The 21,307-nt window shown below is 39.2% G+C and carries 20 protein-coding genes; 18 read left to right on the top strand and 2 right to left on the bottom strand.

The features are described from left to right. From AC3WVG_RS08065 to AC3WVG_RS08015, 11 genes are all read left to right on the top strand, one after another. Positions 1-389: N-acetylneuraminate synthase family protein (locus AC3WVG_RS08065; protein ID WP_488797633.1), on the top strand; the 389-nt coding region annotated here is incomplete at its 5' end. Between the two features lie 38 nt (positions 390-427). Then, complete coding sequence (locus AC3WVG_RS08060; protein WP_488797632.1) at positions 428-1,234, top strand: sulfotransferase family 2 domain-containing protein; 807 nt, start codon at positions 428-430, stop codon at positions 1,232-1,234. A 78-nt stretch (positions 1,235-1,312) separates the two neighbouring features. Beyond that, entirely contained in the window at positions 1,313-2,269 is a 957-nt protein-coding gene (locus AC3WVG_RS08055) for a glycosyltransferase family protein (RefSeq protein WP_488797631.1), read from the top strand. An 11-nt stretch (positions 2,270-2,280) separates the two neighbouring features. Continuing rightward, positions 2,281-3,357, top strand: a complete 1,077-nt coding sequence (locus tag AC3WVG_RS08050) for a B12-binding domain-containing radical SAM protein (RefSeq protein ID WP_488797630.1) — start codon at positions 2,281-2,283, stop codon at positions 3,355-3,357. Then, the gene (locus AC3WVG_RS08045) at positions 3,354-5,339 is read left to right on the top strand and encodes a glycosyltransferase (RefSeq protein ID WP_488797629.1); all 1,986 of its coding nucleotides are present in this window, start codon (positions 3,354-3,356) and stop codon (positions 5,337-5,339) included. The genes AC3WVG_RS08050 and AC3WVG_RS08045 overlap by 4 nt, the downstream gene beginning before the upstream one ends. Next, a complete protein-coding gene (locus AC3WVG_RS08040; RefSeq protein WP_488797628.1) occupies positions 5,336-6,406 on the top strand; it encodes a radical SAM protein in 1,071 nt (356 codons plus the stop codon). The genes AC3WVG_RS08045 and AC3WVG_RS08040 overlap by 4 nt, the downstream gene beginning before the upstream one ends. A gap of 146 nt (positions 6,407-6,552) precedes the next feature. Then, positions 6,553-7,638 (top strand): radical SAM protein, encoded by a 1,086-nt coding sequence (locus AC3WVG_RS08035; protein WP_488797627.1) that lies wholly within the window; start codon positions 6,553-6,555, stop codon positions 7,636-7,638. Between the two features lie 193 nt (positions 7,639-7,831). Further along, positions 7,832-8,560, top strand: a complete 729-nt coding sequence (locus tag AC3WVG_RS08030) for a cytidylyltransferase domain-containing protein (RefSeq protein ID WP_488797626.1) — start codon at positions 7,832-7,834, stop codon at positions 8,558-8,560. A gap of 50 nt (positions 8,561-8,610) precedes the next feature. After that, on the top strand, positions 8,611-9,729 hold the full coding sequence (locus tag AC3WVG_RS08025; RefSeq protein ID WP_488797625.1) for a glycosyltransferase family 4 protein: 1,119 nt from the start codon (positions 8,611-8,613) through the stop codon (positions 9,727-9,729). Positions 9,730-9,872: 143 nt separating this feature from the next. Continuing rightward, positions 9,873-10,679, top strand: coding sequence for a glycosyltransferase (locus AC3WVG_RS08020; RefSeq protein WP_488797624.1), 807 nt, complete (start codon positions 9,873-9,875; stop codon positions 10,677-10,679). Between the two features lie 247 nt (positions 10,680-10,926). After that, positions 10,927-12,246, top strand: coding sequence for a B12-binding domain-containing radical SAM protein (locus AC3WVG_RS08015; protein WP_488797623.1), 1,320 nt, complete (start codon positions 10,927-10,929; stop codon positions 12,244-12,246). Between the two features lie 99 nt (positions 12,247-12,345). Here AC3WVG_RS08015 and cysC read toward each other — a convergent pair whose 3' ends face one another. Further along, complete coding sequence (gene cysC / locus AC3WVG_RS08010) at positions 12,346-12,963, bottom strand: adenylyl-sulfate kinase (protein ID WP_488797622.1); 618 nt, start codon at positions 12,961-12,963, stop codon at positions 12,346-12,348. A 754-nt stretch (positions 12,964-13,717) separates the two neighbouring features. Further along, a complete protein-coding gene (locus tag AC3WVG_RS08005) occupies positions 13,718-13,885 on the bottom strand; it encodes an NAD-dependent epimerase/dehydratase family protein (RefSeq protein ID WP_488797634.1) in 168 nt (55 codons plus the stop codon). A 371-nt stretch (positions 13,886-14,256) separates the two neighbouring features. On the opposite strand from AC3WVG_RS08005, the gene AC3WVG_RS08000 reads away from it, so the two are divergent. The 7 genes from AC3WVG_RS08000 to AC3WVG_RS07970 all read left to right on the top strand — a co-directional run bounded on the left by AC3WVG_RS08000 (position 14,257) and on the right by AC3WVG_RS07970 (position 21,161). After that, positions 14,257-15,213, top strand: a complete 957-nt coding sequence (locus AC3WVG_RS08000; RefSeq protein ID WP_488797621.1) for a hypothetical protein — start codon at positions 14,257-14,259, stop codon at positions 15,211-15,213. A gap of 20 nt (positions 15,214-15,233) precedes the next feature. After that, entirely contained in the window at positions 15,234-16,850 is a 1,617-nt protein-coding gene (locus AC3WVG_RS07995; protein ID WP_488797620.1) for an MBL fold metallo-hydrolase RNA specificity domain-containing protein, read from the top strand. Between the two features lie 136 nt (positions 16,851-16,986). Further along, positions 16,987-17,553 (top strand): 16S rRNA (guanine(966)-N(2))-methyltransferase RsmD, encoded by a 567-nt coding sequence (gene rsmD / locus AC3WVG_RS07990; protein WP_488797619.1) that lies wholly within the window; start codon positions 16,987-16,989, stop codon positions 17,551-17,553. After that, on the top strand, positions 17,532-18,050 hold the full coding sequence (coaD, locus tag AC3WVG_RS07985; RefSeq protein WP_488797618.1) for a pantetheine-phosphate adenylyltransferase: 519 nt from the start codon (positions 17,532-17,534) through the stop codon (positions 18,048-18,050). The genes rsmD and coaD overlap by 22 nt, the downstream gene beginning before the upstream one ends. A gap of 34 nt (positions 18,051-18,084) precedes the next feature. After that, positions 18,085-19,014 carry a tRNA (adenosine(37)-N6)-dimethylallyltransferase MiaA gene (miaA, locus tag AC3WVG_RS07980; protein ID WP_488797617.1) on the top strand — a complete coding sequence of 310 codons (930 nt, stop codon included), beginning with the start codon at positions 18,085-18,087 and terminating at the stop codon, positions 19,012-19,014. Between the two features lie 41 nt (positions 19,015-19,055). After that, a complete protein-coding gene (locus tag AC3WVG_RS07975; RefSeq protein ID WP_488797616.1) occupies positions 19,056-19,988 on the top strand; it encodes a hypothetical protein in 933 nt (310 codons plus the stop codon). Between the two features lie 264 nt (positions 19,989-20,252). Continuing rightward, positions 20,253-21,161 (top strand): hypothetical protein, encoded by a 909-nt coding sequence (locus AC3WVG_RS07970; protein WP_488797615.1) that lies wholly within the window; start codon positions 20,253-20,255, stop codon positions 21,159-21,161. The last annotated feature ends 146 nt before the right edge of the window (positions 21,162-21,307 follow it).

Below are 21,307 nucleotides of genomic sequence, written 5' to 3'. Positions count from 1 at the left end.
CTCCTACTTTAGCTGCGGTAGTTTTAGGGGCGTGTATGGTTGAGCGTCATTTTACTCTGGACAAAAAAATGCCTGGCACGGATCATCAAGTGTCTTTGGAACCTGCTGAATTTAAACAGTTGGTTACTATGATTAGAGAAGTGGAAAAGGCTATGTTGATAAGAGAAAAGCGCGTATTTTCCGGTGAAAAAAAAGCTGCCTTAAAACTGAGGAAAAGTATTGTCGCTGCTCAGGATATCATGCCTGGTACAATAATTGAAGAGAAACATTTAACGGTTAAGAGTCCCGGGATCGGTATTTCGCCTTTGGAGTGGGATCAAGTTATAGGCAAAAAGGCTATTTCTTTGATTAAAGAAGATACATTGATTGCGTGGGACATGTTAGATTAATTTAATATGTTAGCTTAAAAAGCTTATATTGATACAAAATGAAAGTCAAAACCATAGTATTTCTTCATATACCTAAGACGGGAGGATCTACTGTATCTAATATTATAAAACGTAATTTCGAAGAAGATGAGTGTTACATTTGTGGTAGTAGAGGAGAGTCTCAATATCAGAGTAATTTGAATTTTATTTCATTAGACGAAAATCAAAAAAGGAAATATAAGTTCATAGCCGGACATGTTGAGCTGATTTTATTGCAAAGCTTGCCGCAAGAACATTTCTCTTTTACTTTTCTCAGGAATCCTGTGGATAGAATGATATCCATGTATTACTATATATTGGCTAACGAAAAGCATCATCTTCACGAAATAGTTAGCAAAAATAGATTGTCTATTAAAGAATTCATGGCAGCTAAATTATGGCATGAGCTTGATAATGGAATGGTGCGAAGGCTTTCAGGTGTAAGAGATCTGATTCCTTATGGGCAATGTGATTCTCAATTGTTGGAAAGTGCTAAGTTTAATTTGTTAAACAACATTAGTTTTTTTGGTTTCTTGGAGAGATTTGATGAATCTATTTTTATGTTATCTAAGATAGTAGGTTTGAAGGATATTTTATATACCAAAAAAAACGTAACCAAGAAGAAACCAAAGCGAAAAGATATAGATAAAGATAGTATTGATGCTATTGTTGAGTATAACAAGTTGGATATAGAGTTGTATAATTTTGCTAGAAATCATTATAGAAAATATTCGCAGATAGCAAAAGATAAGTTTAAACAAGAGTATAAGATATTTTTAAAAGTCAAAAATAAATTTCAAAATATATATTCCAAGATTTCCAGGTAGAAGGTTCGATCTTTCAAGGTTTGTCGATTGTCAAAAACAATATTTTTTTAAGTTGTTTGGGTCTGATATGGTTGAATTATGAAAATTGTAATGATCGCTATAAATGATCCGGCAGGCACTGCTATTAGTTTTACTAAAGCCATAAATAGATACACTAAACATAGTTGCCGGCTGATCACCACTGCAACCCGCTATAATTTTGATTTTGAAAAAGACTTGCATGTCCCTGATTTTGAGGGGCCGGAATTTGACGAAGTGGTTCAGATTCTCCGCGAAGCCGACATCATCCACTTCCACACACTTGCTGATGAGTTACTGCCTCTGGGACCTCTCTCCATTAAAGACTATCTTTCCGGTAAAAAGATTTTACATCATCATCACGGCCATCCTGATTTTCGGGCCAATCCCGAAAAATATCGGGACAAATATCGTCGTCTGAATCGGAAAGTCCTGGTCAGTACACCGGACTTACTGCGTCTTATACCCGAGGCGACCTGGCAACCCAACCTGGTGCCCGTCAAAGATTCTCTCTATACGCCCCAGCCGCTATCTGACGATGGCCAAATCCGTATCGGCCATAGTCCGACTAGAAAGGAACTGAAGAATACCGATGACCTAGTGGAAGCGGTGGAAGGCTTGCAGCGTAAGGCAGACTTACCATCAATCGAGCTCGATATTATCGAAAACTGTAAACATGTAGACTGCCTTAAGAGAAAAAATCGCTGTCATATCATTTTTGACCATATGCAGGGATATTACGGTGTTTCTTCGCTTGAGTCGCTGAGTCAAGGCAAGCCGGTGATTGCCGGACTCGACGAGTGGAACAAACAATGCATTTTGGAGTTCACCAATGGAGCCGAACTTCCCTGGGTTATCGCGCGTAACAGAGGGGAACTTGAGGAAGTTCTCCTATCCTTAATTATTGACCCGGCCTTGCGAAAAGCGATCGGGGCATATTCTCGAAAATTCATGGAAACTTCATGGTCTGAACAACGGGTTGTTAGTCGATTGGTGGATATTTATAACGCCTTATAGAGGCTTAATAAGTGATAAAACACAACGACTTTCCAGATATATTAATAGTTCCTAACAGTAGGTCGAATCGTGATTTTCCGAGCGTTGCTGCAGGAATCCTTGCTGCTCATTGGAATATTCCAGTTATCGATTTCAATACGAAGCCAGGTGGCGAAGTCCAGCGATTGTCTGGAAATTACTCCCGGTATGGTTTTGTTACCCCCTCACGAGCCTATTCGGAAATGAACAGACTTTCGGCCCTGATTCGACAAGATAACGTTTTTATCGGAACGGCTAATGGTCCCATAGATATTCAATGTTGTTATCCTCTGCTGAAATTGGAGAACAGATTTGAGTATAAGGCAGATTTTGGGGATGAACTTCCCTGGCCTGATTATTCTAAGTTCGACACCTTTAATCATATTCTTGTTAACTGGCAGGAGGGCAAATGGTTTTATCCTATTATGACCAGTCTTGGATGTCCCTTTGGATGTCGATATTGTGCCAGTAAGAAACGCAGACAACGGTTTCGTTCAATCCAGCATTGTATTGACGAACTTACCGCTGCAAAACAGCGATGGGGAATTAAACGATTCGTGGTAGTTGATGATTGCTTCAACGCCGATATAAAAAGGGCCAAAAGTTTTGCCGAACAGGTTGCTTCGCTTGGTCTTGAGTGGATGGCTGGAAACGGACTGCGTGCCGATCGTTTTGATGATGAACTAGGTGAACTTATGAAACAATCAGGTTGTCGTTGGGTGTCCTTTGGAGTCGAATCTACCGATGATGATGTTCTTTCTTTGATTAACAAGGGAGAGAGCTTTGCACAGATTGATCAGGCAGTAACGGTGGCCAAGCAATATTTTACTCACGTTAATGTCTTTTTGATTCTCGGTCTTCCAGGATCTAGCTACGAGTCAGATAAACGCAGCATTGAATGGGCCAAGTCACGAAATCTCGCAATGCATGTATCGTTTTATGTCCCCTTTGATCAGGGCATGCAAGTAGACTGTCTGTTTGACAATCCAGACGGTCGCGAGCTTCCAATGGCGTATAGTAAAGAACAGCAACTCAAACTTTACTATTGGGCAAAAGGATTGACTTGTTGAAAATACTACATGTTTCAGACAATTTCCCAGGGCTGCACGATAGCTGCGGCGGGGCGGAAATTATTGCCGGTCGGATTGTGGAGCTTTTTGCGACATGTGGATGGCGACAAGCGCTTTTAGTGGCCCAAAGGCCGTCAGTTGGTATTGATAATAATCGGGACAGACTTGAAGTTTTTGTTACAGACACCCTTGAAGGGCTTATGCCCCAGGAATCATGGTTGACGGCACTCAAGGGGCAGTTACTACCGTATGATCCGTTGGTTTTCCGCACTTTTGCAGACGTTCTTAATTCGTATCGACCCGATGTTGTCTTATTGCACAACGTAAGAAAACTCTCCCTCTCGGTAGCTGAAATTTGTAAACTTTCAGGTACACCGGTTTTTGCAATGGTTTATGACTATATCCATTTTTGTCCAGCTGGCATGTTTGTGGACCATAACAACCAGTTGTGCAGGGAGCCGGGGACTAAGTGCCTGACCTGTCATCAGGCGCAGGCCACTAAGCTTAGACCATGGTCGCAAAAATTGTTGCCCCATAAGGAAATTTTTTTCCAACCGCTCATTGACAGTATCAATTCCTTTATCGCTCTCTCCCAGGCATCAAAAGACCTGCTTGTCTCCATAGGAATATCCAAGGATAAAATCAATGTCATAGAACAGCCACTATTGCAAAGGCCAACTGGACAAGAAAGAACCGCTGACCCGAATCACATACTTTTTGTCGGTTGGGGACAGCACCGCAAAGGGCTGCTCGTGGTTGCCCAGGCCTTGAAATATGTTACCAAGCCCTTTTCTTTTGAAGCCATTGGCGAACTGGTTGACAAGGACTATGTCAACAAGGTCCGAATAGCATTGGAGTCGGCTGGTCTTGATCCAGATATCTGCCTGAGAGGACGGGTTAGTGATGAAGATTTGGTTGAGGCAAGAAACAGAGCTGGTGTCGTGGTAATTGCCGAACAATGGGAAAATATGTCGCCTGCTGTTCTTCATGAGAGTATGCTAGCAGGAAAAGTGGTAGTGGCTGGGGCGATAGGCGGAATTCCAGAGTTTATCGAGGACGGCAAGTCTGGCCTGCTGGCCAGATATGATGATCCTGTCGATTTTGCCGCCAAACTCGACGCGGTTTTGGGAGATGAGCAAAAACAACGGCGAATCGGTCTTAATGCGATAAAAGCCGCTCAAGAACATACGAATCCCGCTCGCATACTGTCGAAATATCGCTCGCTTTTTCATGCCTGTGCAGGGGCTCGGCCTGACAGGAAACTCAAGACGTGGCTTAAGGGCGGCAGTTGTATTATTATTTGTGGTGGCAAGGGAACTCGTCTGGGCTCAATCAAAAAGAATCTACCAAAGTCACTGGTTCCCATTGACGGGAAGCCCATTATTGAACACATCTTGGAATTTTGGGCTCCATATGTCAAAAAGTTTATCCTTGTTCTCGGGAAGGAAACCTTTGCAATCGCTAAGCACTGCGAGTCCCTGTCCTATGCAGTAACCCCCATCATCGAAAGAAGTGAAGGTGCGGGTGTGGCTGCCGCTCTACTGGAGGCGCAACAACACGTCTCAGGTCGTTTTGTCGTGGTTCTTGGAGATTGTTTATACCGAGGCCCCATTCGGTTCCAGGAAAATATGGACCGGGGAGTGGGAGTTTATCCCCAGGCAACTCCACGGCAAATTAAAGAGAATTTTAGCGTCAGCCTAAAGAGTGATGCTCAAGTCGGAACTTTGATTGAGAAACCCGCGGACACAAAAAATACATTATGTGGTATGGGCGTTTATTTTTTAGATGGGGCACTTTGGCGGGCAATCCGTGAAACTCCGCCCGATAAAAACAATAAGATCCAGATTACCTCCGTTCTCCAGACTCTTGCCGATACAGTAGGACTTTTTCCAGTCTTTTTTGAAGGAGGATATGTAAACGTTAACTATCCGGAAGATCTGGTTAAAGCGGAAGAACTGCTCAAAAAGAGAGGAGAGATATGATCTATACTGACTTAAAAAGGGAAGAGTCTTATAAATTGTTAAGACGGACCCTGGAAACCGGAAACTTACAAGAAACCACCCCCTACAACCCGCTTATGCTCGCCTTTGAAATCACAACATGCTGCAATTTGAAATGTATACGTTGTGAACGCCGCTCCATAACACCTGTTCATTTGAATCATCACATGAGCGAGGAGACATTTGAAAAACTTTCTGTATTGTTTCCTTATGTGCGAGGTATCTCGGTGGTCGGGGGATTAGGCGAGCCATTGCTTGCTCCCAACTTCTGGAAATACATCAAGAGGATGAAGTTGGAGGGATGTCAGGTTCAGTATTTTACCAACGGTTCAAGGTGGACCGATGATGTAATCAGAAAAACTTTTTCTATGGATGTAGATGTAGTGGCCTTTTCCATAGATAGTATTGTCCCGGAAACCTATGAGCATCTCAAGACTGGTGGGTTATACCAGCACAGCATTGACCGGATTAAATCATTTGTAAAATTGCGCAAAGAACATGGAGCCAGAACCAAACTCATGCTCAATTGTGCAGTCCAGAAGGATACCATAGATGGGATGATTCCACTCTTGCAGTTTGCCGTTGAACATGAGGTGGACAAGGTTTGGTTTACAGGCGTAATCACGCATATCGAAGAAGAGGTATCCAATTCTCATCTTCAACTTCCACTTTCCGAGTTACATGACAGGCTGGCCAAGGTTGCCGCCGAAGCTGAACGTCTTGGAATAGAAATCAGATTGCCTGCCACGACTCTTCGACCAAAACAGATATGTACCGATCTTTGGACCAATTTATATATTTTTTATAATGGTGATATATGTGCCTGTCCTCATTTTAGAGAACAAAAAACATATTATTATCATGTTCGACACGGAAAAGTCATCAACGAAGCCCGAGAATTACCGGATACCATTCTCGGCAATGCTCATGAGGTGGATCCCCTTACTCTCTGGGACGGGCCAAAACACAGAGAGATGAGGCGGAATATGCTGAAAGGAAGACCTGATTTTCCTTGCCGGGAATGCCATTTTTCATATGATCTTCATTGATTAAGGAGAGTTGGATGTTATCTTATTTGTCGCTTGTGTCGCGAAAGTTCTCACAGATTATTTTTAGAGACAGGGTTTATTGGCAGTATTTGCTAAAAAAAAGGAAATATCGCGCCCTGTACAATTATCTCTGGTCCAGGTTTTGGGTGAGAGATATTGCGGGGGGAGTATTTGATCCATTTTTTAGAATGTTTCCTTCCTTGGCCCCATATCCGCGCGAAATAGAAATTGAGATTACTACTCATTGTCATCTGAAATGTATTTTTTGTGAGCATACTTTCTGGAAAGACCAGCCGCAAAAGCATCTTACTTTTGATGAATTTAAAAAGATTATAGAACAGTTCCCGGGATTGAGATTCATTAACTTGACTGGAGAAGGCACATGTTTTCTTAATCCAGATTTTTTTAAGATGATAGAGTATCTAAAAAAGAAAGATATTTTTGTAATGTTTGTTGAAAGCTTTGATTTGTTTGATGAAGATAGAATAAAAAAGGTTGTAGATCTTGGTGTTGAAAGAATAGAAGTTTCATTAGATGCGGCATCCAAGGAAACATACGAAAAGATAAAGGTAGGTGCAAGCTGGGAACGGACAATTAACCATTTAAGATTGTTAAGAGAAGAGAAAAAGAGACGGGGGACACCATTTCCTTTTGTCTTTTTTCGATATGTAGTTAACAAACTCAATCAATACGAACTGCCTGATTTTATTGATCTGCTTGCTGATTTAGATATGAACCTCGGCCAGTGGACTGTAGTTGAATTTTGTGGCCTTTTGTATTTTAAAGGGAATAAGCATCTGTTTGTGAAAGAGTTAGAGCAAAATGTTATAGATGAAACTAATAAACGAGCTAAGAAAAATAATATTCAAGTTGCTTGGTCTCATATTTTTAAACTATCTCCTATGACCCAATGCTCAAAATGGATGCAACCATATATTATGATAGGAGGGGACGTTGTTATTGATTGTGCTGTACTGATGTCAGATAATAGAAGCTATTTGCGAGCCAACAAGATATGTAATCTTTTGGAAGAAACATTTCAGCATGTTTGGAATTCTACATATTATAAACAAGTCAGGGAAAGTGTTCCCAAAAAGGACGGTCCTATATCCAAGCACTGTCTTTTTTGTCGTGGATATCGTACAAGAGAGAGGTATGAAAGATTCGGTTTATTTGATGCTGACAAGTTAGTAAAAGTTGAACGTATGGGACATGATTTTAATTTAGAATAATAGAAAATATTACAGATGAATTGATTTCAGAAATTGAACCTACTAAATACTTCTAAATTTCATTTTTTATACTTTACTATAACTATTTTATGAAACTATGCATTGATAGATAATATTTTTTTGTATCTTTTGATGTAGCTTTTTACAATATAGTTTTTTTGAATAATTAATAAAATGGATTCTGGAGGAAATTGTGAATATAGGTGTGACATGGGCTAGAGGAAGGGGGTCAACGCTACTTGGGAAAAATAAATATCCTATTTTAGGTAAACCACTAATTTATTATCCTTTAATGTCTTTAAAAAAGAGCGGCGTTATAGATTATTTTTATGTTTTCACTGAAGATGATGAGATTGCTGAGATTACTACTTCTATTGGATGGAGGGTAATTCCAAGGCCACAGTATTTGGTAAGCTATACTGATAAGGGTTTCGATTATCAAAAAGCCTGGCGTTTGATTACTGAATATATAGCAAATGAACTTGATTTGCCTATCAAGGAAAGCGGTGGTGATTGGGTAACTTCTTTTCGACTATTATCAGAGTATGCTTTGCATTTAAATTGTAATAATTGTATGTTAAGAAGTATTACTTTTAAGAATATGTTAAACGATGCAAAAAAGAATCAATGGTCTCATGTTTCACCAGCTGTTAGAGTAGATGGACCTTTTATGATTGCACGTTCGGATAAGTCTTTATTTCCACTATGGCATTGTGAAGGACTGAATCGTCAATATTATCCTCCGTTATATAAAGTTTTAGTAAATACGAGTGTTGTGAATCCAAGATTCAGAGTAACAGGTCGTCCTAAGTTTTACTTGTATGAAATTGATGATGTTGAAGCTATAGATGTACATGATAAGAAAGACATAGAACTAATTGAATATTTTCTGGAAAAAAATCCTGATTATTTTGGATTTTAAAATTTTTATCCTGAATCCCTGTTTCCTGGTCACAACAATACAGAAAGGTAATGATGAGAATTTTTTATGATTATCAAATTTTTACTTATCAAAAAGTAGGTGGTATTTCTAGATATTTTTGCGAATTAATAAGAAATGTTAATTGTAACAAGGCGATTGATACTGTCGTACCGCCTATATTCTCGAATAATATTTTTTTTAATGGATTAAACAATAAAAATTGTTATGTAAAAATAATAAATAATTTTTTTTACTCTAAAAATATGGTTGAATTAACATGCTCGATAAATAGATTAATAAATATATTTTTTTTAAAAAAAAAGAATTTTGATATTTTTCATCCTACTTATTATGATGATTACTTTTTAGATTATCTTGAAGATAAACCATTTGTTTTTACTATTCATGATATGATATATGAGTTGTTTCCGCAATATTTTCGTGATGCTGGGAAGGTTATTAAATATAAAAAAAAGTTGGCTCAAAAGGCGAACAAAATTATTGCCGTATCCAATAATACGAAGAAAGATATTTTGAGGTTCTTGAATGTGCCAGAAGACAAAATAAAGGTTATACATTTAGGAACAAGGCAACATATAAATAATATTCATAGAAACAGCGCTTTTTTGCCAAGTTCTTTTATTTTATTTGTTGGTCAGAGAGAATTCTATAAAAATTTTATTTTTTTTGTAGAATCCATTGCAAACATTTTATTGAAAGAAAAAGATTTATTTCTTGTATGTATTGGTGGCGGTAGGTTTAAAGTTGAAGAAAAAAAAATATTTAAAAATTTGGGGATCAGTCATAAAATTATTCAGTTTGATGCTGATGAAAACTTATTAACATCAGCTTATATAAATGCTCAACTTTTTGTATTTCCATCTTTGTATGAAGGATTTGGACTACCTATTTTAGAAGCCTTTATACATAAATGTCCTGTTGCCTTAAGCAATAACAGTTCTTTGATAGAAATTGCTGCTGATGCAGCTTTTTATTTTGATCCATTAAATAGAGACTCTATTAATGATGCTGTCCTCGAGCTTTTATATAATAGGAACTTAAGGAATTCATTAATAAAAAAGGGACTAGAAAGAGTAAGGCTTTTCACTTGGGAGAGAACTGCAAAATTAACTGTACAAGTATATGAAGAAGCATTAAATAATGTCTAGAATTATGATATAAAAATCTTTGTAATTACAAATATTTCTGATTCGTCTGTAAAAATTAAATGTTTTACTTACGTAACGTATCTTCTTTTTAAAAAAAACTACGAAATGATTGTATCATTTGTAAAAATATTAAATTTGATGGTATGCAAACTGTTTCCATCGTTATCCCAACTTATAATCAAGCTAAATATTTACCAACTTGTGTTGATCATTGCCTCTTTCAGACTTATCCTAATCTGGAAATTATAATTGTTGACGGCGGATCCACCGACGGGACCAAAAAGTATTTGGCAAAACTCAAACATGAGATTGCCAACCGAACCTGTGAGCCAGTCGTTGAAATGGATTCCAATGGGCAAATCAAGCGAGAAGTGGTTCGGGTTTACCCGCAACAGGGTAGGGAAGTAAAAATTATCACCTTTGATGAGGATATCGGACCTACCCGTACCTACAACGAAGGATTGATTCGGGTAACGGGTGAATTCTGTACCTATATTGTAGGTGACGATATTCCTCATCCGCATATGATAGAGGAGTTGGTTGACTGCTTAAACAAAACAGGAGCAGACTTTGTTTATTCCGATATGCTTCTGGTGGATGACAGCGGCAAGATAATCAGGCAGATGCGTATGCCTGATTATTCCTTCGAAAAGTGTTTTTGTCGTTGGTACCATCTTGGAGTGAGTCATCTGTATCGTACCAAATGGCATGATATTGTTGGCTTAATGGATGAGAACTATCAATCAGCAAATGATTACGATCATTACCTGAGGTTTGCCATGGCCGGAGCCAGATTTTACCATCTCCCCAAAATTCTCTATTCTGTACGTTATCACGGCAAACAACGACAAACTGGACAGCATACGCCTGAACGTTACCGCAATCTTCTGGAGGAATCAAAAAAATGTGCTTACCGAGCTCGTGCATGGATCGCTCAAAAAGACATTTGATTACTATAGAAAAGTTGCTAGGCTGTTTAGTTGTTTATAAATAAAAAGAGAAATTATCATAATCGTATGATATAAACTGATGATATTATATAGTTGGCCTCTCAGATCAATAATAGTTTTGATACTTGCAAGTGTTGCTTTGTAGGATGAGCAAGTAGTATAAACGACTTGGTAGAACTACAAAATATCATCATTAAAAGATCGTTCATAAATAGTTAAAATGAATTTTATACTATAGAGTAAGGCTATGAAAATCCTTTTTATTAATATGCCTATTAGGATAACAGCCAAACCTAATGTAGTGCCAACCGGGGTTGGTATTCTTTCTTCATTGGTAAAAGAGCTGGGACATGAATGCAAAGTTTTGGATCTCAATGTTTATCGACCAATACTAACATTGGAAGAAGTCAAGGAAAAACTTGTCAATTTTAATGAAGATTTTGATCTTGTTGCACTGAGTGGTATGATAACCACTTTGCGTTGGCAGAAGCGGATTGCTAGCCTGGTGCGTGATTTGCTTCCAGATACTTGTCTGATTAGCGGAGGGGGCCTTGCCAGTGATTTTGGCTCTACTTTATTTCAATGGATACCAGAACTTGATGCTATTGTTATAGGAGAAGGAGAATTAGTTCTGCCTAAGGTTTTAAGACAACTGCGGCAGTTAAAAAATAGTAAGAGAATTTTTGGGCCTGAAATTACCCCTGATCTTGATTTAGTTCCCAAAGTGGACTGGGGTCAATTTAATATGGGAGTATACTTGGCCAATCCTGTATGGGGAGCTGGAGCAAAAAATTCTTCCTGGATGCCATTTGAACCGGAACGAAGTATAAATCTTATCAGCTCCCGCGGTTGTCCGTACAATTGTCATTTTTGTGATCGTCACACTACAGGTGGTAGAAATTACAGACTGGCAAGTCCCAAGCGCCTAATTCACGATGTTTATGAGGTTATTGAAAAGTTTCAGGTTGATTTCATAGGTTTTGTAGATGATAATTTTATTTCGGATAAGAAACGTCTACGAGAATTTTTACCTTTAATCAAAGAGACTGGAGTTCTATGGGGGTGTCATGGTCGCCTTAACGAGGTTGACGATGAACTGGCGGCAAGATTGAGGGATGCTGGTTGTATATATATAGGATTTGGGGGCGAATCGGCTGATGAATATGTCCTGAGGAGAATGAATAAAAAAAATTCACCGGCTCAAATGTCTAGGGCAATCAAAGCCTGCCAGAAACATGGTATAATTCCAAATTGCACTTGGATTATGGGGTATCCTGGAGAGACTAGAGAATCACTTAAGCGTACTGCCCAGTTTATCTTAGAACATGGACTTGCTCAGAAAAGTATGTTTGTAGCCACGGCATATCCTGGCACAGCTTTTTTTGAAGAGGTGAAAGATAAAATCCTAACTGCTTATAATTCCCTTGAGGAATATGTTCTGGATTTGGATGACGCTACTAAAGTTCTCGAACATAATGGGGTAGTATTGAATTATTCCGACATGAGCGATGAAGAGTTTTTGGAATGTCGTTCATACGTGGAATCAGGGGAGTTGGAAAAGATTTAGTTTAATACAAGAAACTATATTCGTCAGATCTTTTTGTGTATAGGCTTTGCTATGCTGGCGCTTATCGGTTTACTAAAGTTATTACATTTTAACTAAAGTTCATCTCTTTATCTTTTCCCAGGCAAATTCTATAACTTGTTCAACGCATTCTTCAATAGAGCATTCATGTGTGTTTAAAATAAGGTCAGGGTTTTCAGGTTCTTCATAAGGTGCGGAGATACCAGTATAATTTTTAATCTTCCCTTCACGGGCCAATTTGTACAACCCTTTTACATCTCTGGACTCGCATATTTCCAGGGGGCAATTAACATAAATTTCATAAAAGTTTTCTGGCCCTACTATTTGTTGCACCAGCTGGCGGTCAGCACGCAAGGGTGAGATAAAAGCTGTCAGGCACACAATTCCGGCATCTAGAAACAATTTCACCATTTCCGCAATACGGCGCAAATTTTCTGCTCGGTCTTCGGGGGAAAAGCCTAAATCCTGACATAACCCATGCCGTACATTATCGCCATCAAACACATAAGAACGCACTCCAAGTCGATAAAGCCTTTCCTCCATAACATGCGCGATCGTAGATTTACCAGAACCGGAAAGGCCGGTAAACCAGAAAACAGAACTGCGGTGGCCATTTAGTTTTTCTCGATCATATCGAGAAATTTTGGTTCGATACCAGATAACGTTTTTTGGGCGAGACAATTCGGATTTGAAGTTCATATCAATTTGATTGCAAAAGTTGTTCTGTGGTCGATATAATTTTTGTTAATTTTGTTGTTCCTAAAAGGCCTATTGACTATTTCAATACGTCAAATTGCTAAAGTAGATATTGAAAACAAAGTCTAATTGTCAGAATTCCTGCTACGTTTTAAAAATCAGGTTTTGACATTTTGGGTTTTGTTTAAATACCACTCGTCTTTTCCTTGTGCCTTCTTCCAACTCAATTTTCAGCTTTTTGCCAAGGGACTGGAGCCTACTTATAACTAAAACTAATAATTTTCGCGGGAGTACCGTCAAGTTTTGATTCATTCCTGACTATTTCTTCCTTATGTTTATAATTTCTGCAATTTTTTGGCCAAATTTGCAATAGTTAAATTCTGATCATAGACAATGTTTAAAATTTCGGAAACATTTTGGTTTAGCTTCATTAAATGTATGCATGCTCTAGCCAGGTTATCTACATGCAGAATTCTCGTCTGCGTTTTCCTGTACCCGATGAAATAACAGGCTTATGTCCGGCTAGTTTGGCTTCTTGAAACTTGCGTGCGCATCGTTGCTGGAGGGCATGGATGGTTTTTGGGAATAAAATTAAGTAAAATTTGCATATTTTTAGACCAACTATCTTGGCTATGGCATAGACTTATTAGATTGTTCTAAGAATAATGTGAGCAGATAGTCTTCCTTAATTGGTAGGGAACAGTGTTTAGGGTAGACACAGAAAGAGGCCCAAAAAAAGAGGTTTTTTACTCCGCATTTATGAGCAAGCGTGAGTAATATTTGTGGCTATGGCTAGATTTTGACATATCAATTGACCTGGAGAGGTGGCATTGGCTAGAATACCACATGTTCTGTCCGCAGCCAGGAAAACATATTCTGGTTTTTGAGAGAGAAAAAAGTTTTCAACTTGTCTCTGGTTGGTCAAATCCGGTTTTTGGAGCAAAATCTTATAAGGTTAGAATAGCTCAAGGCCTTAAGTCGCCTCCAGGTACTACTGAACTATGGCCAACCATACCTCTGTGACCGACAACATAAATTTTGGCTTGTTTATGCATGGCTTTTTTCCCGGATACAGGTTATTAGATTTTTGTCTAATTTAGCCAAACAGTATACTGGATGGCTTTTATTTAATTTAGAGTTTTGTGATAGTTTTTAATGGTCTCGCATTAATTACCAGGTACGGTTCACGAGCTTTCTTCACGGTAAACTTGGTTTAATGTAGGTTTACTGATACAAATTACTTGTATATTCCTCGGCTTTCAAGGGGTATACTAATAAAATAAAAGCGAGCAGACAATGGTGGGCAAACAAAACCAAGGTGTCAAAATTTTGATCATAGAGCCCGATGCTTTAGTAGGTCAGGAATTACTCCAGGATGTTCAAAAATGGGGGTATGATTGTGTCTTAGTCGATAATCATTTTAAGGGGCTTACAAAGTTAGAAGATGATGATTTTGAGCTGGTTCTAATAAGCATGGAAAATACTGGTATAGATGGTCTGGAATTTTGTAACCTCTGTTGTAAACGCGAGCGAGAGGGTAAGATATCTGATTTTTATTTAATCTTAATAGGAGAAGACTGGCATCGGGTGGCCATTTGTGAAAGTGAGACAATAGCCAATGATTTTTTGATCAAACCTTATTTAAAATGTGAACTGGAGTGGAGGATAAAGTCTGGTGTAAGATTTTTAAGTCTTCAAAAAGAGTTGAAAAAGTATCTGTATATAGATCCCAGGACTGGATTGAAGAATGAGGAAGGGTTGAAGAAAGCTCTTCAGGCGGAAATAAATCGAGTTGGCCGTAAAGAGGGGTGGCTTTCTATAGCGATTTTGGATTTTAAGAATTTTGAATGGTTAGTAGTAGACAAGGGGCTAGTTTGGTCTAGATTGATCAGAGAGACTATATTACGCAGCATTCGTGATATATTACGTAATTATGATCAAGTAGGAGAACTTTCAGACGGTAAAATTGGATTGTTTTCTGGCGATTGCGATATAGATGCTTTTAAGGGCTTGCTAAATAGGGTGAATTTATTAATTCAGGAATTACAGAGTAAAAACTCTATGTTAAAAGAAGTTGAACTCAGTTTAGTGGGCATTTTTTTAAGTGTACAGATTAAGTCAAAGCTTGGTAGGAGCGACAAGTGTTTTGAGCATCTGTGGTCTTGGATTCAAGAAAATAAGAAGGATTCCTTTGACCAGCTTGTTGGTCATGTTGGGGTGGTTTCCAAAGATGGTCTTGTTTTGGAAAAATAAACTTTAGAAGGAAAAATGACATGAAAGTAAAATTTCTAGGGGCAGCACGCACTGTAACAGGTTCATGCTATATCTTAGAAGTAAACGGCGCAAGATTCGCTGTAGATTGCGGCATGTATCAAGGGAATAAGGAGATAGAGAAAAGAAATTGGAACGTACAAGCCTATGAAGCTAAAAAATTAGATTTTATTCTGCTTACACATGCCCACATTGACCATTCAGGTCTTCTACCCAAAATGGTAAAAGAAGGTTTTAAAGGGAATATATACGTAACTCCGCCTACAAGAGATCTTCTGGAGATTATGCTATACGATAGTGCACATATCCAGGAGATGGAAACCGAATGGAAGAATAAAAAAAGAGCTAGAAAAGGCCAGCCTAAGATCGAGCCGTTATACACTCAAGGTGACGTGGATAAGACCTTGTCTTTATTAAAGCCAATTGAATATTTTGAAGAAATAGATGTTGGCCCGGGCATTAGAGTTATGTACAAGGATGCGGGGCATATTTTAGGTTCTGCTTTTATTGAAATCTGGGTGGAGAAGGATAAGCAAAAATTTAAGCTGGTATTTTCAGGAGATCTGGGACGGCCGAAACAGCTTTTGGTTAAGGAGCCCAGTTGTTCGGAGGTGGCGGACTTTTTATTTCTGGAATCTACTTATGGCGATCGGGATCATAAAAATGAAATGCAGAGCAGAGATGAATTGGCCGAGGCTATCAAATACAGTTACGATCAAGGGGAAAAGGTAATTATCCCTGCCTTTGCAGTAGAAAGAACTCAAGAGGTTATTTATTCTCTTTACCTTTTATATAAAGAAGGCAAATTGCCTAAAGACATGCCTGTATTTCTTGACAGCCCTCTGGCCATCAAGGCTACGCAAATTTTTCGCAAACATCACAGGTATTTTGACCTGCAAACCAGAGAACTACTTGAGCGTGGTGAAGATCCTTTGCAACTGCCTAATTTAAAATTTACCCTAACACCTCAAGAATCCATGCAATTAAATAGTTTGTCCGGGCCGGCCATTATTATCTCTGCTAGTGGCATGGCCAATGCTGGAAGGATCAAGCATCATTTACGGCACAATATCTGGCGCAAGGGAGTTAGTATTGTTTTTGTCGGGTTTCAGGCGCAGGGCACTCCTGGCCGAAAAATTGTTGATGGTGCCAAAACTATTCGTATTTTAGGGGAAGAATTGGCTGTAAGGGCCAAGGTGTTCACTATTAATGGGTTTTCAGCTCATGCCGGCCAGAGTCAGATTTTAGACTGGCTATCTTGTTTCAGAAATCATGGGATGAAAGTTTTTCTTGTTCATGGTGAGTACAAGGCGCAGAAGATACTAGCCGAACGAATCACGGAACGTTTTGGACATGAAGTGCATATTCCTGATTATCTAGAAGAGTGTATTTTAAAACCGGAAAAGATATTTGAACCCAGGCTTGACATAGAAAAGGCAAGGCCATCGGTTAATTGGGATTTTCTGTTTACAGACCTGCAAGGCAAGGTTGATGCCCTGAAGAACCGGGTTCCTGATTTTCAAAAATTGAATTGGACTGAACAGACAGAGCTCAGGGATGATCTTTTAGAGATAAATACAATGTTGTCTAAGTTATTGTCAGAAATCCCTGATTCGTAAATAAAGTCAAAGGGTAAGGCGGAAGTGTTGGATATTAGGTGAAAATGGTTAAAAAACTAAAAGTTTAATAAGTGAAGAACTCAGGCTCTAAACTTATGATTCTCGGGCCTCGGCTCTCGACTCAGGAGGCTCATAGATGCGAATAATTGCCGGGAAATATAAAGGAAGAAAGATTAAAACCTGCCATGGCCAGGGATATCGGCCAGCAACAGGACGGGTAAGAGAATCGCTTTTTTCCATGCTTGAGGCCAGAGGAGTGTATTGGCCTGAGGTAGCAGTATTGGATGTTTTTGCCGGCAGTGGGTCTTTGGGCTTGGAGGCCTTGAGTCGCGGGGCTAAGAAAGCTGTTTTTTGGGAAAAGAATGCAAGGGCAGCAAATTTTATTCGGACCAATTTAAGAATGCTTGATGTTCCAAAACCAAAGGCTCAGGTTTTATGTGCAGATGTGTTTAAAATTTTGGATAGAAATGCTGACTTAAGTTTTGACCTGGTTTTTATTGATCCTCCCTATGGCAAAGATTTATTGATTCCTGCTCTCCAAGGCCTGATCGCACACGGTTGGATTAATGAGCAGGCTTTGATTGTAGCAGAAGTGGAGAATAAATTGGAGTTGACACACCTATTTAAAGAAAATTTAAAACTTTTAAAAAATAAACTTTTTGGACAAACAAGGATTTATATATGGGAAAAGAAAAACGCGTAGCCATTTATCCGGGAACATTTGACCCTCTCACCAATGGACATGTTAGTTTAGTTGACCGTGGTCTGGATATTTTTGATCAAATTATTGTGGCGGTGGCCCATGATTCGCCAAAAAATGCACTCTTTACCCTTGATGAACGGGTAACCATGGCCAAAGAGGTTTTTGCCGGTGAACCAAGAATTATAGTAGAACCTTTTGCTGGGCTTTTGATTGATTATGTCCGTAAAAAAAAGGCCAATGCTATTCTCAGAGGGTTGCGGGCTGTTTCTGATTTTGAATATGAATTTCAGATGGCCCTGATGAACAGAAAATTGGATCATAATATTCAGACTGTTTTTTTAATGACTGATTATAGATGGTTGTATATTAGTTCCACTATTATCAAAGATGTGGCCAAACTGGGCGGAAATATTCATGGTTTGGTTCCGGAAGTTGTGGAAAATAAATTGTTGGAGCGTTTTGGGAAGAAAGGGTTAAGTGGAGGTGGAAATTGTTAAGGTTGTTTGACTGTTGAATGGGTCGGGAAATTCAATGGGTTCAACAGAGAACTTGCCTAAAATCATCTGTATTTTGGGCCCGACAGGGACTGGTAAGACTGATTTGGCCCTGGCTTTGGCCAAAAAGGTAGATATATCTGTAATCAATTTTGATTCCAGGCAGGTCTACAAAGAGTTGCCTATCATCACTGCCCAGCCAAGTGTGCAGGAGCAGTCTGTCTGTCCTCATTATTTATATGGATTTTTAACAGTCAGGGAAAAGATTAGTGCAGGAGAATTTGTCTCTTTAGCATCTGATTTGATCTGGCGAGAATGGAAAAGACAGCGACTACCAGTCTTGGTGGGTGGAACCGGGCTTTATTTGCGTTCCTTGCTCTATGGGCTTGCTCCTATACCGTCTGTTCCAGATAGTGTTCGTGATGAGGTTAAACTAAAATGTATAAAACATGGTCCGGAAGCTTTGTATGCTGAGCTTAAAAAAATTGATCCGGAATATGCGAAGAAAATCCACCCTCGGGATAGACAGCGCATTACCAGGGCCCTGGAAGTATATCTGGCAACAGGTACGACTATTTCTGACTGGCATAAACGACATAAGCCTGAGCTAAAGTTTTCAGCCCTAAAAATTGGTCTTATTCACGATCTGGATATGCTCACTGAAAGGCTAGCCATCCGTATTGATAAGATGCTTTCTCTTGGTGCAGTGGAAGAGGTACAAAATGCTTACAAAATGTATAAAAAAGATGAAACTTTGCCAGGTTTTAGCGGCATTGGTTGTCCGGAACTTATAGCTTATCTTAAGGGGCATCTAACTTTAGAAGAGGCCAAAAAGTTGTGGTTAAAAAATACTCGAGCCTATGCCAAGAGACAGATAACCTGGTTTAAAAAGGAAAAAAATATATTCTGGTTTAAACCACAGGAAGTAATGCTAGCTTGGGATAAAATAACCGCTTGGTTAGATTGAACTTCTTTTGCCCCCTTGCAAAAAGGGAAACGGAGGAGGCCATGTACAGAAAAGTTATTCTTTTAGCCCTTTTTGGATTATCAATAATTTTTTGGGGACAAGTCTGGGCCCAAAACCTGAGTATAAACGATAATTCTTATGTGCAAAATTTTGATAACGGTAAAATTGACTGGCAAACTGGATTGGTTACAGCAGTTGGAATTGGTGCTCCTCCAGCCAATACAATGAACCTGGACCAGGCAAGGGCTATAGCCTTACGCGTTGCAACTGTGGTGGCTAGAAGAAATCTGTTGGAAATTATAAAGGTAGTGCAGATAGATTCAGCAACGACAGTAGAAAATTGTATGGTCGCCAATAATATTACTCTTACTCAGGTGAGGGGATTTTTACAAAATTCTCAAATATTGGATACTGCCTTTTTGTCTGATGGCTCTGTAGAAGTAACTGTTGGCGTTAGTTTGAGAGGTGGACTGGCAAGTGTAATTATTCCCAAAACAATTCATTTTAGACCTAAAATCAATAAGCCTGAACCTGCTCAGCAAGAGTCACTTACACCGGAGCTTCCGGTCTTTTCTTTAATAGAAGAAGAAGGTGTTCAGCCACAGTCAGAAGTGGAAATAGAGCTCCCCAGAACTATCTATAGTGGTTTGTTAGTGGATGCTCGTGGTTTAGGAGCGAGTCCGGCCATGATCCCTAAGATATTGGATGAGAATGGCATGGAGGTTTACGGTTCGGCCTTGGTTAGTCGGGAATATGCCGTTCAGCAGGGTATGGTTGGATATGCCAAGGATTTGGCCAAAGCCAGCCAAAATCCTCGTGTTGCAGATACTCCATTTATTGTTAAGGCTATTGCGGCTAAAGGCAAGGCCAAGACAGATCTCGTTATCCCCAATGATAAGGCTGATGAGCTTAGATCTCTGGCCAAGAACCAGCATTTTCTGGAAAAATGTCGGGTAATGATTATTCTAGACTAATTTCTTCCTCGGGACGTTGACCCTGTTAGTGATAGACCATACTTTCTTGGTTGCTGGTAGTTATGAGACTGTGGCCAAACCTCTACTTAAGAGGATAATTTTTCATAATTTTTTCAATCCTGATTTTTAACTTGGTAGTCAAAATGGGGATTAGCCACCGGCTCAAAAGGAAGTAAAGTGGAATATTTTAAAATAAAAAACGGAGTAAGCAAGTTTAGGGGGTATGTTATGAAACTCCCAGCCGGAGCGTTGAGGAGTCGATTCATGAATCATGGTTTAAGCTCGTTTGTCTCTTCGATAATTTTGGGATTGATTTTTGTTCTGTGCGCTTCGCTTGCTATTGCCGGGCAGCAGGTACACATCTTTTGGCCCTTGGAAGCCGGAGAGACCCATTTACAGGTTCAGGATCAAGCTTTGGAGTATGCCTTTAATCAGGCTATAATGCTCGAGGTAGACGATATTTTAGGAGTTCAGCTTGAAAACCCTCGAAGAGAAATGCTGGCTGAGTTTTTGACTCCTAAAGTTAAAGAACTTGTCTTAAGCTATCGGGAATTAAGTAAAAAACTTCAGCCTGAAGAGCTTGTCATGGACTTGGAAGTTAATGTGAATAGAGACAGGTTAAAATCTCTTTTAAAGAGAATTGGTGTATTTTATACCAGTACCAAAACTTGGCCATATGATTTAACCTTAAAAGGTTTTAATCCTGAGGACTGGGAATTGTTGTCTAGACTCCAGATTCTAACCGGAGTTACTGTTCAAGCTGAGGCCAGTCCACATTTGATTTTGAAAAAGGACGCCCAGGGTTTTTGGCAGGGAGAGCTTGAATATAAAGGGCAAAATATAACTCAGAGTGGCGAAGCCCTTAATGACGTATGGATGGCTTTATGGGCAAGATTTTTTAGTTTGGCCGATGTTCAGGCGGATTTTGTGGCTAGATATACCCTGGCTACCAGTGGTTGGGTCACTACAGATGCAATTATGTTTTTTGATCAGCTTCTGGACAAATGGGATAGGGAAGTAGAGACGCACAAAATCGTGGCCGTAAATGTTGATGTCTTGAGCATTACCGGTAGTTGGACCATTTCCACATTGGATAGAGCAAAACTAGAGCAAAAATTAAGTGAGTATTTACCAAAGCGGGGAGTTGTTTTCGAGTTGAAAAAGTTGGATTAAAGTCACATTCGCTTATCGATTGGTTAATTTAGTTAAGAGTCTGTGGCCAAACCTTACTTAAGAGGACAACCTGAATCCGTGAAAGTGAGTGAATTTTGTTTATTGACAATTAGCAATCCGGAACTTTTGTCAAACAGGCGAAAAAA

The sequence above is a fragment of the Desulfovulcanus sp. genome (genome assembly GCF_982781345.1).
This window is presented reverse-complemented; position numbering and strand designations above follow the sequence as displayed.

What these genes read in the sequence shown, in the direction of transcription:
- AC3WVG_RS08060 (WP_488797632.1), top strand. Translation starts at nt 428, where the DNA reads ATGAAAGTCAAAACCATAGTATTTCTTCATATACCTAAGACGGGAGGA.
- AC3WVG_RS08055 (WP_488797631.1), top strand. Translation starts at nt 1,313, where the DNA reads ATGAAAATTGTAATGATCGCTATAAATGATCCGGCAGGCACTGCTATT.
- AC3WVG_RS08040 (WP_488797628.1), top strand. Translation starts at nt 5,336, where the DNA reads ATGATCTATACTGACTTAAAAAGGGAAGAGTCTTATAAATTGTTAAGA.
- AC3WVG_RS08025 (WP_488797625.1), top strand. Translation starts at nt 8,611, where the DNA reads ATGATGAGAATTTTTTATGATTATCAAATTTTTACTTATCAAAAAGTA.
- AC3WVG_RS08020 (WP_488797624.1), top strand. Translation starts at nt 9,873, where the DNA reads ATGCAAACTGTTTCCATCGTTATCCCAACTTATAATCAAGCTAAATAT.
- AC3WVG_RS08015 (WP_488797623.1), top strand. Translation starts at nt 10,927, where the DNA reads ATGAAAATCCTTTTTATTAATATGCCTATTAGGATAACAGCCAAACCT.
- cysC (WP_488797622.1), bottom strand. Translation starts at nt 12,963, where the DNA reads ATGAACTTCAAATCCGAATTGTCTCGCCCAAAAAACGTTATCTGGTAT.
- AC3WVG_RS08000 (WP_488797621.1), top strand. Translation starts at nt 14,257, where the DNA reads ATGGTGGGCAAACAAAACCAAGGTGTCAAAATTTTGATCATAGAGCCC.
- AC3WVG_RS07995 (WP_488797620.1), top strand. Translation starts at nt 15,234, where the DNA reads ATGAAAGTAAAATTTCTAGGGGCAGCACGCACTGTAACAGGTTCATGC.
- rsmD (WP_488797619.1), top strand. Translation starts at nt 16,987, where the DNA reads ATGCGAATAATTGCCGGGAAATATAAAGGAAGAAAGATTAAAACCTGC.
- coaD (WP_488797618.1), top strand. Translation starts at nt 17,532, where the DNA reads ATGGGAAAAGAAAAACGCGTAGCCATTTATCCGGGAACATTTGACCCT.
- miaA (WP_488797617.1), top strand. Translation starts at nt 18,085, where the DNA reads ATGGGTTCAACAGAGAACTTGCCTAAAATCATCTGTATTTTGGGCCCG.
- AC3WVG_RS07975 (WP_488797616.1), top strand. Translation starts at nt 19,056, where the DNA reads ATGTACAGAAAAGTTATTCTTTTAGCCCTTTTTGGATTATCAATAATT.
- AC3WVG_RS07970 (WP_488797615.1), top strand. Translation starts at nt 20,253, where the DNA reads ATGAATCATGGTTTAAGCTCGTTTGTCTCTTCGATAATTTTGGGATTG.